A 17,710-nucleotide genomic window follows, 5' to 3' on the forward strand; every position below is an offset into this window, starting at 1 on the left:
ATATTTATAGAAAAATGAACTTTTATAGTTTAAATGGTAAAGCACCAGAAGTAGGTTTAGAGGAAGCTGTTGTACGTGGAATTGCACCAGATAAAGGGTTATATTTCCCAGAGTCGATCACACCGCTTCCGCAATCATTTTTTGATAACATAGAAAACCTGTCAAATAACGAAATCGCATTTACTGCAATCCGCCAATTTGTTGATGGGGTTATTCCTGACGAAGCCTTAAAAGATATCATTGCAGATGTGCTTTCTTTCGATTTCCCTGTTGTAGAAGTTGAAGAAAATATTGGTACGCTAGAACTTTTTCACGGCCCTACAATGGCGTTTAAAGATGTAGGCGCTCGATTTATGGCACGCTGTCTGGGCTATTTTTCAGCTCAAAAAGAAACCCAAGAACCGGTGACGGTTTTGGTAGCTACCAGTGGCGATACCGGCGGTGCTGTTGCTCGTGGTTTTCTAAATGTGGAAGGTGTTGATGTTGTGATTCTTTATCCAACCGGTAAAGTGAGCGATATTCAAGAAAAACAGTTAACTACTTTGGGCGCTAATATTACAGCACTGGAAGTTGATGGCGTTTTTGACGATTGCCAAGCCATGGTAAAAACAGCATTTTTAGATGAAGAAATCACTTCTCAACGCAAACTTACTTCGGCCAACTCTATAAATATTGCGCGCTGGTTGCCGCAATTATTCTATTTTCTTTTTGCATATAAACAAGCAAAATCAAAAGGTAAAGAATTGGTTTTTTCTGTACCGAGCGGAAACTTTGGGAATATTTGTGCGGGAATGGTTGCCCATAAATTAGGAATGCCGGTAAAGCATTTTGTAGCTTCGGTAAACAGTAATGATATCGTTCCTGAATATTTAAAAACAGGAGAATACAAGCCAAAACCTTCGGTTGCAACGATCAGTAACGCGATGGATGTAGGCGATCCTTCAAACTTTATTAGAATTCAGAAGTTATTCAACAACGATCTGGAAGCCCTTTCGCAGAAATTATCCTCTTTTTCATACTCTGACGAGGAAACCAAGGCTGCGATGCAAAAGATTTATGCCGAAACCGGTTACATCGCAGATCCTCATGGCGCAGTTGGTTATTTAGGCTTGAAACATTACCTAAAAGACCATCCTGATGCTTATGGTATTTTCTTAGAAACCGCACATCCAGTTAAGTTTTTACCGGTTGTGAATCCTGTGATTGATGCAGAAATTGAAATTCCTGAGCAGATCAAAGCGGTTATGGACAAAGAAAAAGACGCGATCGCTATTAAAAATTACGACGAATTTAAGTCGTTTTTGTTAAGCTAGGTGCTGCGCTTTTCAGTGTAGTTTTGATACATTTGTGCTCTTAAAATTTACAGATGAAATCTACTGCACTTACCAAAATACATGAAAGTTTAGGAGCTAAAATGGTTCCGTTTGCGGGTTATAATATGCCGGTTTCTTACGAAGGCGTAAATGCCGAACACGAGACCGTACGCAACGGCGTGGGCGTTTTTGACGTTTCACATATGGGTGAATTTCTTGCCATTGGCGAGCGAGCTCTTGAACTGCTTCAAAAAGTATGCAGCAACGATATCTCTAAAATTAAAGTTGGTGGTGCGCAGTACAATTGCTTACCAAATAACGAAGGAGGGATTGTAGATGATCTTATTGTTTATCGCATTCGCGAAAACGAGTATTTGCTCGTGGTAAACGCTTCAAATATTGAAAAAGATTGGGAATGGATCAGCAGTCACAACGAATTTGGTGTTGAACTGAAGAATATTTCTGATGACTATTCGCTTCTAGCAATTCAAGGACCAAAAGCAATTGAAGCCATGCAATCGCTTACCGAGACTGATCTTTCTGCTATCAAATTCTACAATTTTGAAGTAGCTCCATTTGCGGGTATCGATCACGTGATCATCAGCGCAACAGGATATACCGGCAGCGGTGGATTTGAGATCTATTGCCACAACGATCACGCAGAACAGCTTTGGGCTAAGGTTTTTGAAGCCGGAAAAGATTTTGGCATCAAGCCTATTGGTCTTGCGGCTCGTGATACTTTGCGTCTGGAAATGGGCTATTGCCTTTATGGAAACGACATTGATGATACCACTTCGCCTATTGAAGCAGGTTTAGGATGGATCACAAAATTTACCAAAGATTTTGTCAATGCTGAAGCCTTAAAAGCCCAAAAAGAAAACGGTCCTGAGCGCAAGCTCGTTGGCTTTGAACTTACAACGCGCGGTATTCCTCGTAAAGATTATGAGATCGTAGATGCAGATGATAATGTAATTGGCGTGGTAACTTCAGGAACGATGTCTCCTTCCCTATCGAAAGGTATTGGTTTAGGTTACGTCAAAACTTCAAATGCTAAACCTGATACCGAAATTTTTATCAAGGTGCGCAATAAAAGCATTCCGGCAAAGGTTGTAAAACTACCTTTTTATAAAGCATAAAACACTAATGAGGTCGCTACGATACACACAGCGACCTTAATTAAAACGTGAACGCTCATTCAAAATACACACAAAATATTGATTTTGGGAGCCAGTGGCTTCCTGGGCGGTGCCTTGTATAAAGAATTACACAGGTATTACGACACCTATGGCACCTATCACACCGGCCGAATCTACTCAGACAATCAGCATTTTATTCATTTTGATGTTGCTCAAGACAGCATTTACGAAGTCTTGAATCAGGTACGCCCAACTGTCGTGATCTCGGCGTTGCGGGGTGATTTTGAAGGACAAGTAGAAGCACACGAAGATCTTTGCGATTATGCGCAGCGTACCGGTATTTATGTAATCTATCTTTCTTCGGCCAATGTTTTTGATGCTTTTGTGAACTACCCAAGTTATGAGTATGATAAAACCTTATCAGAAAGTAAATATGGAAAACTTAAAATACGCTGCGAGAATTTTTTTCTGAATTACCTGCCGGAAGAACAATACGCCATTATTAGATTACCGATGGTTTTCGGGATGAATTCGCCACGCGTGCGGGCTATTAAAAATGCTATTTTGCTTCAAGAGCAAATTGAAGTTTTTCCGCATCTAATTATGAATACGACCACAGATCGTAAGCTGGCACAACAAATTCATTTCATCATAAATAGAAGTCGGTTTGGTATTTTTCATTTAGGAAGTAATGATCTCATTCACCATCAAGAATTTATTAATGAGATCATTGCCAAACTGGACATCAAAGTAAAACCACAGTTCAAATTGGTTTACACTTCTAACTTTGACAGGTATCTGGCGGTATTACCTAAAGACAACAAATTACCCAAGCATTTGAGCATTACAAATGAAGAAGTAGTCGCAGAATCTCAAGCCTATTAACCTATGAATGTTAAAAAGCTCCTTTTATATGCTGCCGTTTTACTCCTTCAATTTTTTGGAATTAAATGGATTGCTACATATCCTGAGGCTGTAGAACGCTATTACAGCACAGGTCTTTTTGAATATATTTCGGTGCTTTTTAGGTATCTCTTTGGATGGATTCCGTTTTCTTTTGGCGATGTAATGTATACTGCGATCATTATTTACGCGATCATCGCTCTGGTAAAACTCATTAAAAACCGGTTTAAAACTCTTGGCATATTCTGTACTAAAGCATTACTTTTTGCCAATCTAATTTACTTCGCTTTTCATTTTTTATGGGGATTTAATTATTACCGACTTCCGCTACATAAAGCATTGAATATTGAAAATGAGTACACCACAGAAGAGCTCATTAGCCTTACCCAAAGACTCATAAAAGAAGCGAATGCTTTACACGAAACCCTTCAGCCTACCGACAGTCTTCCTGTGGAGTTTCAGCAAAACCTAGAAGAAATTTTTGATAAAACGCCTGACGGTTATGCTATTGTAGAAGACAATTTCCCAGAACTGGAATACCATCCCAAAAGCATTAAGAATTCGCTGTATCGATACCCCTTAAGTTATATGGGTTTTGGCGGATACCTCAATCCCATCACTTTAGAAAGTCAGGTTAATGGATTGCTTCCCGCGCATCGCTGGCCTTTAGTAAGTTGTCATGAAGAAGCGCATCAGTTGGGCTTTGCAAAGGAAAATGAAGCTAATTTCATTGCCGTTATGGCAACGACTAATAATCCTGATCCTTATTTTAAATATTCGGGATATATTTTTGCGTTACGCTATTGTCTCAACGACGTTTATGCCCGTAACCCTGCCGCAGGTGAATTGCTTACCAACAAAATCAGACCTGGTATCCTTGCGAATTACAGGCAATCTCGTGACTTTTGGATCGCTTACCAAAATCCGTTAGAACCGCTTTTAGCGAAATTTTACGGCGGATTTCTTAAAGCCAACAATCAACCTGCAGGAATGCAGAGCTATAGCTACGTGGTCGCGCTCTTAGTGAATTATTTCAAGTCAAGGCCGCAGCTTCCATAAGCGTTAAAAATTTCCTAATTACTCTTAAAAAGTCTTAAAGCCATAGAATAACTTATAATTTAGGGAAGACTCTTAAATTAAGTTAAATTATGAACAAAAAACTATTCTTCACCGGATGGTTATTATTTGTGTTCTGTATGGTTTCAGGGCAGGAATATTTTCCGGTAAACGATGGTGTAAAATCCATCAACACAAACTACACACTCTTTAAAAATGCCACTTTACATCCCTCTCCAGGTAAAACGATTTCAAGCGGAAGTCTGCTGATCAAAGATGGTAAAATTGTTTCAGCAGGAAAATCAGTAAACGCACCAAAAAATGCCGTGGTAATTGATTTAGAAGGAAAGCACATTTACCCTTCATTTGTAGAAACCTATTCAAGTTTTGGTGTAAAAATTCCAGAACGTTCCTTTGGTGGGCGCAGTCCGCAGTACGAAGCGACACGCGCCGGTTATTATTGGAATGACCACGTGAGAGCCGAAACCAATGCGCTCAACGAATTTGAGTACGACAACAAAGCTGCTAAAGCTTTGGTTGAAGCCGGTTTTGGTACGGTAAGTACACATATGGCAGACGGCCTTGCACGAGGAAACGGTATTCTCGTAGCCTTGAATTCTGACGGCAATACTGCAGAACGTTTACTGGATACACGCTCTGCTCAGTTCTTTTCATTTGAAAAGAGTAATCTTTCACAACAGTCGTACCCGTCTTCTATTATGGGTTCTACAGCGCTGATTCGTCAGATGTTTGAGGATGCTGACTGGTATGAAGCCGGTAATATTGATACGCGCGACCTGTCACTTGAAGCTTTAAACGCTAATATGGATTTGCCCCAAATCTTTTATGGTGACGGCCTTTATGATGATCTGCGCATCGCCAGTTTATCTCAAGAAACCGGCGTACCATTTATCATTGTTGGTGGCGGTGACGAATACAAACGTATTGATGAGATCAAAGCTACCGGCGCACAGTATATTATTCCTGTAAATTTTCAAGATGCATATGATGTTGAAGATCCCTATCAAGCCAGTTTTGTAAGCTTAAGCCAAATGCTTGAGTGGAATCAGGAACCTACAAATCCTGCAAAACTTCAGGAAGCAGGCTTAACTTTTGCTATTACGACAAACGATCTAAAATCTCCAGATATGCTTTTCCCTATGTTAAGAAAAGCATTTAAATACGGTTTAGAGGAAGAAACCGCACTAGCCGCACTTACTACGATTCCTGCACAACTTTTAGGAAAATCAGAAGAATTAGGAACGCTTAACCAGAATGCCTGGGCAAACTTCTTAATTACTTCAGGTCCTATCTTCGACAAAGAAACCATCTTGTACGAAAACTGGGTGCAAGGCGCTCAAAACATCATCAAAGATGCTTCGGTTATTGATATTGACGGAAGTTACACGTTAACTACCGGAGGAAAATCTTATGATCTAACGATCTCAAAATCTACCGAAAAGCCTTCGGTTACTGCAAAAGATGGCGAGACTAAGCTGGGATCAAAAATTGCATACACTGACGGTTGGTTAAACATTACATTCACTGGTGATGCAGATAAAAAAGAATATACCCGCATAATTGCTCAGGCTAGTAACACCACTCCGTGGAATGGTAAAGCAATATTACCTGATGGATCCGAAAGCACCTTTAGCATTTCTAAAAAAGCTTCAACCGAGGAGGAAGAAGAAAAAGAAGAGGATAAAGAGGAAATAACTCCAGAAGTTATGCCGCTTACCTATCCTAATGTGGCTTACGGTTATGATGAGCAACCTCAAGCCGAAACGATCTTGTTTAAAAATGCCACGGTTTGGACAAACGAGGAAGACGGAATTTTAGAAGAAACTGACGTTCTTGTCAAAAACGGAAAAATCGATAAAATAGGAAAAGATTTAAGTGCTGGTGGCGCCAAGGTTATTGATGCTACAGGGAAACACCTCACCAGCGGAATTGTAGATGAACACTCGCATATCGCAGCCTTCTCTATCAATGAATCTGGTCAAAACTCTTCTGCAGAAGTGCGTATGCGCGATGCAGTTAATCCTGATGATCTGGACATCTACAGAGATCTTGCCGGTGGTGTGACTACAATTCAGTTATTACACGGTTCAGCAAACCCAATTGGTGGTCAGTCTGCCGTTATGAAACTAAAATGGGGCTCCAGTATTGATGAGATGGTTCTTGAGAACACCAAATTCATCAAGTTTGCTTTAGGGGAAAACGTAAAACAATCTAACTGGGGCAGCTATAGCAGATTTCCACAAACGCGAATGGGAGTACAGCAAATGTTTACTGATTATTTTCAACGTGCTAAGGAATACGAAGCTAAGAAAAACAGTGGCGAACCTTACCGCACCGATTATGAAATGGAAACTTTAATGGATGTTTTAAACGAAGAGCGTCACATCACTTCGCATTCTTATGTACAAAGCGAGATCAATATGTTGATGAAAGTTGCTGACAGCTTTGATTTTAATGTAAACACGTTCACTCACATTCTTGAAGGCTACAAGGTCGCAGATAAAATGGCAGAACACGGTGTTGCCGGCTCTACCTTTAGTGACTGGTGGGCGTATAAGTACGAGGTAAATGATGCTATCCCATACAATGCTGCAATTATGTGGAGCCAAGGAGTTCTTACAGGAATCAACAGTGATGATGCCGAAATGAGCCGCAGATTAAATCAGGAAGCTGCAAAGACCATGAAATACGGCGGTGTTCCGGAAGAAGAAGCGTGGAAATTTGTAACGCTTAATCCGGCTAAAATGCTTCATATTGACGATCGCACCGGAAGCATTAAAGTTGGTAAAGACGCTGATTTAGTACTTTGGTCTACCTACCCGATGTCTGTAAGTGCAGTAGCTGAAAAAACCTTGGTTGAAGGCGCAGTATATTTTGACATCGAAAAAGATAAAGAACTTAAAGAAAAAGTAGAAGCTAAAAAGAACAAGCTGACCACGATGATGCTTAGCGCAAAAAACAAAGGACTCAAAACGCAACCTGCTAAGAAAGAAGAAAAACAGCGTTTAGATTGTGACACTTTAGAAACTCTTTACTAGATATGAAGACCATTAAAAAATTATATTTATTACTCTTTTTTGCAGTCTTTACGCTGCAAGCACAGCAGACCCCTGCTCCCGTTCAAAAAGGTGACATCACCCTTACCGGTGGTGTAGCTCACATAGGAAACGGAGAGGTTATTGAAAACAGCTTGATTTTTATAACCGATGGAAAGATCGTAGGCGTTTACGATGCGACAACTACTAAAAGACCCTTAAAAGGTGAAATCATTAAAATTGATGGGCAGCACGTGTACCCCGGTTTTATCGCACCTGACACTACATTAGGACTTGTTGAAATATCAGCGGTACGTGCAACCGAAGATCAGGATGAGATAGGCGAATACAATCCGCATATTGAAGCGATCATCGCTTATAATGCTGAATCTAAGGTTGTAGAAAGTATGCGTCCAAATGGTGTCTTAATTGCTCAAACCGTACCGCAAGGCGGAACCATCTCCGGAGAATCTTCAGTGGTGCAATTAGACGCTTGGAATTGGGAAGATGCCGCCATTAAACGCGGTGACGGTATTCACCTTAATTGGCCTAGCAGTTTTAGACGCGGCCGCTGGTGGATGGGTGAAGATGCTGGTTACAGTCCAGATAAAAACTATGCTTCAGAAATTACACAGATCAAAGATTTTATCGGTCAGTCAAAAGCTTATGAAGCTGGAGATTCTTCCATTAAGAATCTACCTTTTGCAGCGATGCAAGGTGTTTTAGACGGAAGTCAAAATCTGTATGTACACGTAGATTCAGAAAAAGAAATTCTTGACGTGTTGAAGTTCAAAGAAGACATGAGTATTGAAAAATTGGTTCTAGTAGGTGCGTATCGCGCTTATAAAATAGCCGATGCTATCGCTAAAGCCGAAGTGCCTGTAATTCTAGCTCGTGTACACAGCTTACCGGAAGCCGAAGACGATGATTACAATATCTCTTTTAAAATGGCTAAAACCCTTGTTGATGCCGGCGTTAAAGTAGCTTTAGGTAATAGTGGTGAATACTGGCAAGCCCGTAACATCCCATTTTATGCGGGACAAACCACTGCACACGGATTAAGCTTTGAAGACGCGCTTCAGTTAATCACAAAAAACAGTGCTGAGATCTTAGGTCTTGGTGACCAGCTAGGAACTTTAGAAAGTGGTAAAGATGCTACCTTATTTGTAAGCACCGGAAATGCTTTAGAAATGAAAGGGAACAACCTTACACACGCCTTTATTAACGGAAGAAGCATCAGTTTAGAATCTCATCAAACAGAACTCTGGAAACGCTATATGGAAAAATACGACAGAACCGAATAGTTCGTATTTTCTTTAGTTGATTTCTAAAGATTAAATCAACGGCATAAAAAAAGTCCGATTCAAAATTGAATCGGACTTTTTAATTTATATGACCTTAGTAAGGTTTATCCTTGCATTGCATCAAGTTTTGCTTTGTACTCATCTGCTTCAGCAGTGTTTCCTAACTGAACGTGAATATTATACAATGTGCGCACAGCTTCGATATTAGGATTCTCACCAGAAGTAGCTTTCTCTAAGTAAGGAACAGCATCTCTGTAAAGCTTTAAACGCTCTTCTTTAAGCACTTCATACTTATCGTTATCAGCTTTAGTGTTTCCTAAAGAATTCATTTGCTCAATGATATCTTTATCTTGGCTAAGCATTAACGCTGCGATGTTAAGGTTTGCACCGGCGTAATTAGGATCGATCTCTAATGCCTTTTTGTAATAACCCAAAGCTTTCTCAGTGTTTCCTGCATCTGCAGCTCCAACACCAAGGTTAAAGTACAATCCTGGATTGTTAGGATCTTTGGCAATTACTTTTTGTAATGCTGCCTCGTACTCATCTGTCATTCCCATTTTTAAATACACATCAGCCGCAGAACGAATTAACGCATCGTCATCTGGATTTTCAGCTAAAGCATCTTTAATTGCAGAAAGAGCTTCTTCATTCTTTCCTTCTTGGATGTAAATCAAAGCGATATTTTTTGCAATTTCACCAGAGCGAGACTCGGTAACTTCAGTCTTAGGATCTTCGTGAGAACCAGACTTCACAAAAAGGTCACGCTGTTGTTTATCAGGAAAACTTTCAACTTGACCGCTTTCTTTATTTTTAGCGGTGTACTTCGTTTCGATACCAGTGTACCCTAATTCTTTTAACTGACCGTAATAATCTAATGCAGTATCATAATCCTGACCATTTACAGCGTTAGATGCTGCAAAATATAGATAAGAAGTATCTTTAGGAGTTAAGGTATATAATTTATAAAGCTTGCTTGCAGCTGCATCATATTTCTGAGCATTCTGATCATCTACCGCTGAAGAGATAATAGCGTTCATAGCTGTTTGCTTGTACTGGGTTGCTTCATCACCGTACTTGTCACCGTCGTTGAATTCTGAAACCTTAGCAAAAGCTTCCATAGCTTTTAAAAGTTCGTCTGCATTGGTATTTTTTTCACCACCTAAAAACGCACGACCTTTTACAAAATAGTAATATTCTTTTTCTTTTTCATCCATCTCCCCCATCATACTTTCAACGGCGGCGATTTCAGTTTGCGCTTGAGCATAGTTCTCATCATCTACAGTCTTCTCTGCAGATCTGATTTCCTTTTTCTGCGCAAAGGTTACAGCAGTAAAAGATAATGCTGCTAGCAATAAAGATTTAGTTTTCATTATTTGTTCAATTTATATTCGACTTTATTTATTCTTCTTCATCAGAAGAAGGTTTATTATTTGTTGGTTCTTCGGTAGACTCAGATGTATCTGTTGCTCCTTCCACTCCATCTAACTCTTCATCTTCAATATCATCCTCATCTTTCTTAACCTTGGTCACTGCTGCAATCGTATCACCTTTTTTAAGGTTGATAAGGCGCACTCCCTGAGTTGCACGGCCCATCACTCTTAATTCTGAAACTTCCATTCTGATGGCAATTCCAGATTTATTGATGATCATTAGATCATCTTCATCGGTAACGTTATTGATAGCAACGAGATTTCCGGTTTTTTCTGTAATAGAAATAGTCTTTACTCCCTTTCCACCACGGTTGGTGACACGGTAGTCTTCTACCAGTGATCGCTTACCATAACCATTCTCAGAAACTACGAGAACATTAGACTCAGGATCATTTACAGCAACCATTCCTATCACTTCATCATTATCATCTGCAAGAGTTATGCCACGCACACCTGAAGCATTTCTACCCATAGGTCTGGTTTTCTCTTCTTCAAAGCGAATGGCTTTACCAGATTTAACCGCAAGCATCACCTGGCTGTCTCCTGTAGTTAATTTTGCAGCAAGCAATTCGTCTCCATCTTTAATAGTGATTGCATTAATCCCGTTAGTACGTGGTCTCGAGTATTGCTCTAATGAAGTTTTCTTAACCTGTCCTTTTTTAGTTGCCATAATGACATAATGACTGTTGATGTATTCTTCATCTTTCAAATCATTAGTACAGATAAAGGCTTTCACTTTATCATCCGGCTCAATATTGATCAGGTTTTGAATTGCACGTCCTTTTGAGGTTTTGCTTCCTTCTGGAATTTCAAAAACGCGCACCCAGAAACATTTGCCTTTTTCAGTAAAGAAAATCAAATACTGATGATTAGTTCCTACAAACAGATGCTCTAAGAAATCCTCATTACGCGTGGTAGAACCTTTTTGACCTACTCCTCCTCTATTTTGGGTTTTATATTCCATTAGAGAAGTTCGCTTAACATAACCAGCGTGAGAAATAGTAAGTACTACTTTTTCATCAGGAATAAGGTCTGTGATACTAACATCACCACCAGCAATATCAATATCAGTACGGCGTTCATCACCATACTTGGCTTTAATCTCCTCAAGCTCTTCCTTAATAATATCCATTCTGCGCTCTTTGCGGGCTAGAATGTCTTTTAAGTCTTCAATGGTTTTTAAGAGCTCCTCATATTCTTCACGTAGTTTATCCTGCTCCAGACCAGTAAGCTGTCTTAATCGCATTTCTACGATGGCACGCGCCTGAATTTCAGTAAGCTCAAAACGCTCAATTAATTTTTCACGAGCTTCTTCGGCGTTACTACTAGCACGAATCAGGGCAATAACTTCATCTATATTATCTGATGCGATTATTAATCCTTCTAAAATATGCGCGCGGTCTTCAGCCTTTTTTAATTCGTACTGGGTACGGCGAACCACTACCTCGTGACGGTGCTCCACAAAATGATGAATCATATCTTTAAGATTCAGCATTTCTGGTCTTCCGTTAACCAATGCGATATTGTTTACGCTAAACGATGATTGTAGCGCGGTATACTTATATAAAGTGTTTAAAACGATGTTAGGAATTGCATCACGCTTCAAAACGTATACAATACGCATTCCCTTACGGTCAGACTCATCACGTATAGAAGCGATTCCGTCGATTTTCTTCTCGTTGACAAGATCAGCGGTTTTCTTGATCATATCAGCTTTATTTACCTGATACGGAATCTCGCTAACGATGATACACTCTCTCCCTTTAACTTCTTCGATGATCGCTTTAGCTCTTAATACCACACGGCCACGGCCCGTTTTAAAAGCTTCGCGCACCCCATCATAGCCATAGATCGTTCCTCCTGTAGGAAAATCTGGTGCTGTAATGTGCTGCATCAACTCGTCTATCTCGATATCGTTATTCTCGATGTATGCAACAGTACCATTAACAACTTCGGTAAGGTTGTGCGGAGGCATATTTGTAGCCATACCTACAGCAATACCGGATGCTCCATTTACTAAAAGCCCCGGAATACGCGTAGGTAAAACGGTAGGTTCTTTTAAAGTATCGTCAAAATTTAAGGTATGATCAACCGTATCTTTATCAATATCTGCAAGCATTTCTTCAGAAATCTTGCGCATGCGTGCTTCGGTATAACGCATTGCTGCAGGGCTGTCACCATCTACAGACCCAAAGTTACCTTGACCATCAACCAGCATATAACGCAAGCTCCATTCCTGAGCCATACGCACCATAGTATCGTAAACCGAAGAATCCCCGTGCGGGTGGTATTTACCTAAAACTTCCCCAACGATTCTCGCTGATTTTTTATGAGAGGTATTTGAACGAACACCCAGCTCGTGCATTCCAAATAAAACACGTCTATGTACAGGTTTTAAACCGTCGCGTACATCAGGTAATGCACGTGACACGATGACCGACATTGAGTAATCAATGTAGGCTGATTTCATTTCATCTTCAATGTTGATAGGAATTAACTTCTCTCCTTCAGCCATATATATTTATCTTTAATTGTGGTTTAAACAGTATGGGGCAATATACGGTTTTCTTGTCTGTTTTCGCCGTTTGGCGCCGCATCCCATCCTGCTTTTTATTAACAAAAATTAGTTTTGGTTTTTGATAAGTATGCTTAACTTCCATTGTGTCTTTGAAAGTAATTTTGTCAATTTACTTACAAAGTAATCAACGGAACGGTTTTTGACCTATTATTACCAAAAACCTAAGAAAAGATTGGAGCGTTTATGGATGATAATTTTTCCCCTCGAGTTAAAGATGTTATAGCCTATAGTAAAGAAGAAGCTTTGCGTTTAGGACACGATTTTATAGGAACCGAACATTTAATGTTAGGTTTATTACGTGACGGAAGCGGCAAAGCCATCGAGATTTTACAGGCGTTAGATGTAGACTTAAGCCACTTAAGGCGCAAAGTTGAAATTCTTAGTCCGGCGAATCCGGGTTCTGGCTTAGCCAGCAATGAGAAGAAAAATCTACATCTTACCAGACAGGCAGAGCGTGCTTTAAAAACAACTTTTTTAGAAGCTAAACTTTTTCAGAGTTCTTCTATTAACACGGCGCATCTTTTACTTTGTGTTTTACGCAACGAGAATGATCCTACAACCAAGTTGCTTAACAAACTCAAAGTGGATTATGACAACGTAAAAGATCAATTTAAACTTATGATGACAAGCGACGACGATTATATAGAGCCTATTAAAAATGAATCTTTCAGTGAAGATGACAGCACAGCAGAATCTTCTAAGGAAAATCCATTTAATGCTCCCGGAAATAAATCAAACAAAAAATCTAAAACACCTGTTTTAGATAACTTCGGTCGTGATCTTACCGCAATGGCTGAAGAAGATAAACTCGATCCGGTAGTGGGTCGAGAAAAAGAAATAGAACGTGTTTCTCAAATTTTGAGTAGACGTAAGAAAAACAATCCGCTGCTTATTGGTGAGCCTGGTGTGGGTAAATCAGCAATTGCTGAAGGGCTTGCGCTACGTATTGTAAAACGTAAGGTTTCTCGTATACTTTTTGATAAGCGCGTGGTTACATTAGATCTTGCAAGCTTAGTTGCAGGTACTAAATACCGCGGTCAGTTTGAAGAGCGTATGAAAGCCGTAATGAATGAATTAGAAAAAAATTCTGATATTATTCTGTTCATCGATGAGATCCATACCATTGTTGGTGCCGGTGGCGCAACAGGATCTTTAGACGCGAGTAATATGTTTAAACCGGCTCTTGCACGTGGAGAAATTCAATGCATCGGTGCAACTACTCTTGATGAATATCGCCAGTATATCGAGAAAGATGGTGCTTTAGAGCGTCGTTTTCAGAAAGTGATCGTAGAGCCTACAAATATTGATGAGACTGTTGAAATCCTAAATAACATTAAGGATAAATACGAGGATCATCATAATGTAATTTACACACCCGAAGCGATAAAAGCTTGTGTTACGCTTACCAATAGATATATGACTGATCGTTTTCTGCCGGACAAAGCTATTGATGCTTTAGACGAAGCAGGATCACGTGTGCATATTGTGAATATTGATGTTCCTAAAAAGATTCTTGATCTGGAGCGTCAGTTAGAAGAAGTACGTGAGCGCAAAAATTCTGTGGTTAAAAAACAGAAATATGAAGAAGCTGCAAAGCTGCGAGATGATGAAAAAAATCTTGAAAAAGAACTTGCCGTTGCTCAGCAAAACTGGGAAGAAGATTCTAAGCAACATCGAGAAACAGTAACTGAAGATAATGTTGCTGATGTGGTTTCTATGATGTCTGGAATCCCGGTAAATCGTATCGCTAAAACCGAAAGTAACAAGTTGGCCGAATTACCAAAATCAATAAAATCTAAAGTTATTGGTCAAGATGATGCGGTAGCCAAAGTTGCAAAAGCAATACAGCGTAACCGCGCAGGTTTGAAAGATCCGCAGAAGCCAATTGGTTCTTTTATCTTCCTTGGTCAAACAGGTGTGGGTAAAACACAATTAGCTAAGATTCTTGCTACAGAATTATTTGATAATGAAGATTCTTTAGTACGCATCGATATGAGTGAGTATATGGAGAAGTTCGCTGTTTCTCGCTTAATTGGTGCACCTCCGGGATACGTAGGTTATGAAGAAGGCGGTCAGTTGACTGAGAAAGTGCGAAGAAAACCGTATTCAGTAATTCTTCTTGATGAGATCGAAAAAGCGCATCCTGACGTATTTAATATGTTGCTTCAAGTGCTTGATGATGGCTATATCACAGATTCTCTAGGTCGCAAGATCGACTTTAGAAACACGGTGATCATCATGACTTCAAATATTGGAGCACGTAAGCTAAAAGACTTTGGACAAGGCGTAGGTTTTGGTACCGCTGCCCGTAAGGAACAAGCCGAAGAAAATGCAAAAGGCATTATACAACAAGCATTAAAGAAGGCTTTTGCTCCAGAATTTTTAAATCGTGTGGATGACGTAATTGTTTTCAATGCTCTTGATCGTAAAGAAATTCACCAGATCATTGATATCGAATTGAAGAAACTGTATGCGCGAATTGAAACGCTTGGCTATCACTTAAAATTAAGTGACAAAGCTAAAGACTTCATTAGCGATAAAGGTTTTGACAAGGAGTATGGTGCCCGACCTTTAAAGCGTGCAATTCAGAAGTACATTGAGGATGCTTTAGCTGAAGAAATCATCACTTCAAATATTAGTGAAGGAGATCGCATTTTTATGGATCTTGAAGATGGCAAAGAAGAACTGAGCATTTCAATAGAAAAAACTGAAAATTCTGCGCAGTCCTAAAAATTGTCGAAACATTAACTCTCAAAAGCCGCTCATACGCGGCTTTTTTTATAGCTTAGTTATTGAATATTAGGAGAATATATTTTGAAAATCGAAAAACGTCTTGATTTAGGTATTGGTGTAATTGAATTCACTAAGAACATCGCTATGGGTTATGTAAACCCTAGTGTAAATTTTGATGATAAAGAGCGTAAAGCATTTCTAGAAGCTTGCTTAAAGCACTTTGACGGGAAGCCTTTTGGTTATATTTCGGTAAGGAAACATAGTTACAGCATCAATCCTTTAATATATACGCAGCTAAACACCGTTGAATCTCTGAAAGCTTTTGCAATCGTACCTTTTTCAAAACTAAGTAAAGATATAGCCAAGATCGAAGGTAAATTTTATCACAATCCGTTTGGAATTTTTGACGACCTGGAGGAAGCTGTGAAATGGATGGAAGAAAAAATTGAGGAAGCATCTTAGTGCAACTCATCCGCATAAAAAAAAGCGACGTTGTTACGTCGCTCTTTTTATTTATCGATTCACTTTAATAGGTATCGTTTTTAAATTTCTTTTAGGTTCTGAACTTAAAAGATACGTGTAAATCCACATCAATGTAAATGATGGAATTATATCTGTAAAAGGTAATAGCTCCTCAATAAATACTAAAATGGATGCGAATTTCCCGTTTCTACCGGGATACATTTTAGTCATTTGTTTTGCAGCAACCGGAGCCCAAGCTAAATCTAAAAAAGGCCCAACTACCGGTATTGCCATGGTAAGCATTCCTATCGCATCAAAAAACAAACCCTTGAAAAGCAAATTATAATTTAAAGTTCTCATAGTATCAATTTTAAATTGGGTTAAAATATTTGACCCTAAACGCAGTTGTCAAATCTCTGGTAATCAATTTCAATAGAGCAAATAACCTGCCAAACTAACTAAGATCTGAACCTATGAGTTTTAAAAACTCATTGCGTGTTTCATTATGCTCAAATTGACCTCTAAATCCTGATGTTGTCGTGGTTGAATTTTGCTTCTGCACCCCGCGCATCATCATACACATGTGCGAAGCTTCGATAACCACGGCAACACCCTGAGGCTTCAAGGTGGTATTTATACATTCTAAAATATCGTGCGTAAGACGCTCCTGAACTTGCAACCTTCTTGAGAATACATCTACTACGCGTGGTAATTTACTCAGGCCCACAATATGACCGTTAGGAATATAAGCTATATGAGCTTTTCCAAAGAAGGGTAACAAATGGTGCTCACAAAGGGAATACAACTCAATGTTTTTTACGATGACCATTTCGTTATAATCCTCCTTAAACATAGCTCCTTTTAAAATTTCACTAGCGTCCATATCATAACCGCTGGTTAAATACATCATGGCTTTGGCCGCACGTTCAGGAGTTTTAACAATGCCCTCTCGGTTTACGTCTTCTCCAAGATCTGAAATGATCGCTTTGTATCTATCTTTGACATCATCTTGCACACTGATATTATATTCTTCAAATTTTCTATAGGGAGCCATAAATGCTTGTTTTATTTAAAGATACACCTCTTGTAATTTATCTTGGTATAGCTTCTTTATTTTATTGACTTTAGGATTGATTATAAATTGACAATACCCTTGTTCTGTATGCTTGTTGTAAAAAGAGTGATGCTCTTCTTCTGCGATATAAAAAGGTTTTGCCGGGGTAACTTCGGTTACAATTTTTGCATCAAAAACAGCTTGCTCGTCAAGATACGCAATATAATCCTCTGCTTGTTGACGCTGTTCTTCATTATGATAGAAAATCGCGCTTCGGTACTGTGTTCCTACGTCATTACCTTGTCTATTTAAAGTGGTAGGGTCGTGTGTGGTAAAAAACACTTCTAGCAATTCTTGATAGCTGATGATCTCTGGATCATAATCAAACTGAATTCCTTCAGCGTGGCCGGTTCTGCCCTGACATACTTCACGATACGGCGGATTTTTAATCGTCCCACCGGTATAACCACTTTTTACATTATAAATTCCTTTAAAGCGTTGAAAAACCGCTTCGGTGCACCAAAAGCAACCGTTAGCGAAAGTAGCTTTCATCAAATTTTCTTTCATAGCATAACAAATTTAGAATCTCCTTTTTAACTCAAGCCCTGTTTAACCTTTTGTTAATACATTTGCTCAAATCATTAAACAAAAACTAATTTTAAGTGCAAAGATGCAGATCTTTTAT

General features: G+C 39.3%; 13 protein-coding genes. 8 read left to right on the forward strand and 5 right to left on the reverse strand.

What is annotated here, in order from left to right; genetic code table 11:
• The first annotated feature begins 14 nt into the window (after window positions 1-14).
• The 6 genes from thrC to BUA96_RS01135 all read left to right on the forward strand — a co-directional run bounded on the left by thrC (window position 15) and on the right by BUA96_RS01135 (window position 8,768).
• On the forward strand, window positions 15-1,313 hold the full coding sequence (thrC, locus tag BUA96_RS01110; protein ID WP_072979462.1) for a threonine synthase: 1,299 nt from the start codon (window positions 15-17) through the stop codon (window positions 1,311-1,313).
• A 53-nt stretch (window positions 1,314-1,366) separates the two neighbouring features.
• The gene (gene gcvT, locus BUA96_RS01115; protein ID WP_072979464.1) at window positions 1,367-2,449 is read left to right on the forward strand and encodes a glycine cleavage system aminomethyltransferase GcvT; all 1,083 of its coding nucleotides are present in this window, start codon (window positions 1,367-1,369) and stop codon (window positions 2,447-2,449) included.
• Between the two features lie 78 nt (window positions 2,450-2,527).
• The gene (locus tag BUA96_RS01120; protein ID WP_084673015.1) at window positions 2,528-3,334 is read left to right on the forward strand and encodes a sugar nucleotide-binding protein; all 807 of its coding nucleotides are present in this window, start codon (window positions 2,528-2,530) and stop codon (window positions 3,332-3,334) included.
• A gap of 3 nt (window positions 3,335-3,337) precedes the next feature.
• On the forward strand, window positions 3,338-4,411 hold the full coding sequence (locus BUA96_RS01125; RefSeq protein WP_072979468.1) for a DUF3810 domain-containing protein: 1,074 nt from the start codon (window positions 3,338-3,340) through the stop codon (window positions 4,409-4,411).
• Window positions 4,412-4,500: 89 nt separating this feature from the next.
• Window positions 4,501-7,467 (forward strand): amidohydrolase family protein, encoded by a 2,967-nt coding sequence (locus BUA96_RS01130; protein ID WP_072979470.1) that lies wholly within the window; start codon window positions 4,501-4,503, stop codon window positions 7,465-7,467.
• Window positions 7,468-7,469: 2 nt separating this feature from the next.
• On the forward strand, window positions 7,470-8,768 hold the full coding sequence (locus BUA96_RS01135; RefSeq protein ID WP_072979472.1) for an amidohydrolase family protein: 1,299 nt from the start codon (window positions 7,470-7,472) through the stop codon (window positions 8,766-8,768).
• A 104-nt stretch (window positions 8,769-8,872) separates the two neighbouring features.
• Here the strand turns inward: BUA96_RS01135 and BUA96_RS01140 are convergent, their stop codons facing one another.
• Together BUA96_RS01140 and gyrA are read right to left on the reverse strand one after the other, a co-directional pair.
• Window positions 8,873-10,138 carry a tetratricopeptide repeat protein gene (locus BUA96_RS01140; RefSeq protein ID WP_072979474.1) on the reverse strand — a complete coding sequence of 422 codons (1,266 nt, stop codon included), beginning with the start codon at window positions 10,136-10,138 and terminating at the stop codon, window positions 8,873-8,875.
• 28 nt (window positions 10,139-10,166) lie between these two features.
• Window positions 10,167-12,713 carry a DNA gyrase subunit A gene (gene gyrA, locus BUA96_RS01145; RefSeq protein WP_072979475.1) on the reverse strand — a complete coding sequence of 849 codons (2,547 nt, stop codon included), beginning with the start codon at window positions 12,711-12,713 and terminating at the stop codon, window positions 10,167-10,169.
• 246 nt (window positions 12,714-12,959) lie between these two features.
• Here gyrA and BUA96_RS01150 point away from each other — a divergent pair, with 246 nt between their 5' ends.
• Window positions 12,960-15,506 carry an ATP-dependent Clp protease ATP-binding subunit gene (locus BUA96_RS01150; RefSeq protein ID WP_072979476.1) on the forward strand — a complete coding sequence of 849 codons (2,547 nt, stop codon included), beginning with the start codon at window positions 12,960-12,962 and terminating at the stop codon, window positions 15,504-15,506.
• A gap of 84 nt (window positions 15,507-15,590) precedes the next feature.
• Window positions 15,591-15,971 carry a hypothetical protein gene (locus BUA96_RS01155; protein ID WP_072979478.1) on the forward strand — a complete coding sequence of 127 codons (381 nt, stop codon included), beginning with the start codon at window positions 15,591-15,593 and terminating at the stop codon, window positions 15,969-15,971.
• A gap of 51 nt (window positions 15,972-16,022) precedes the next feature.
• Here BUA96_RS01155 and BUA96_RS01160 read toward each other — a convergent pair whose 3' ends face one another.
• From BUA96_RS01160 to msrA, 3 genes are all read right to left on the reverse strand, one after another.
• Window positions 16,023-16,331 (reverse strand): hypothetical protein, encoded by a 309-nt coding sequence (locus BUA96_RS01160; RefSeq protein WP_072979480.1) that lies wholly within the window; start codon window positions 16,329-16,331, stop codon window positions 16,023-16,025.
• Between the two features lie 94 nt (window positions 16,332-16,425).
• Window positions 16,426-17,025, reverse strand: a complete 600-nt coding sequence (folE, locus tag BUA96_RS01165) for a GTP cyclohydrolase I FolE (RefSeq protein WP_072979482.1) — start codon at window positions 17,023-17,025, stop codon at window positions 16,426-16,428.
• A gap of 15 nt (window positions 17,026-17,040) precedes the next feature.
• Window positions 17,041-17,592: a peptide-methionine (S)-S-oxide reductase MsrA gene (gene msrA, locus BUA96_RS01170; RefSeq protein ID WP_072979485.1), complete on the reverse strand. Its 552-nt coding sequence runs from the start codon at window positions 17,590-17,592 to the stop codon at window positions 17,041-17,043.
• Window positions 17,593-17,710 lie beyond the last annotated feature (118 nt).

The organism is Leeuwenhoekiella palythoae (assembly GCF_900130045.1).
GTDB lineage: Bacteria > Bacteroidota > Bacteroidia > Flavobacteriales > Flavobacteriaceae > Leeuwenhoekiella > Leeuwenhoekiella palythoae.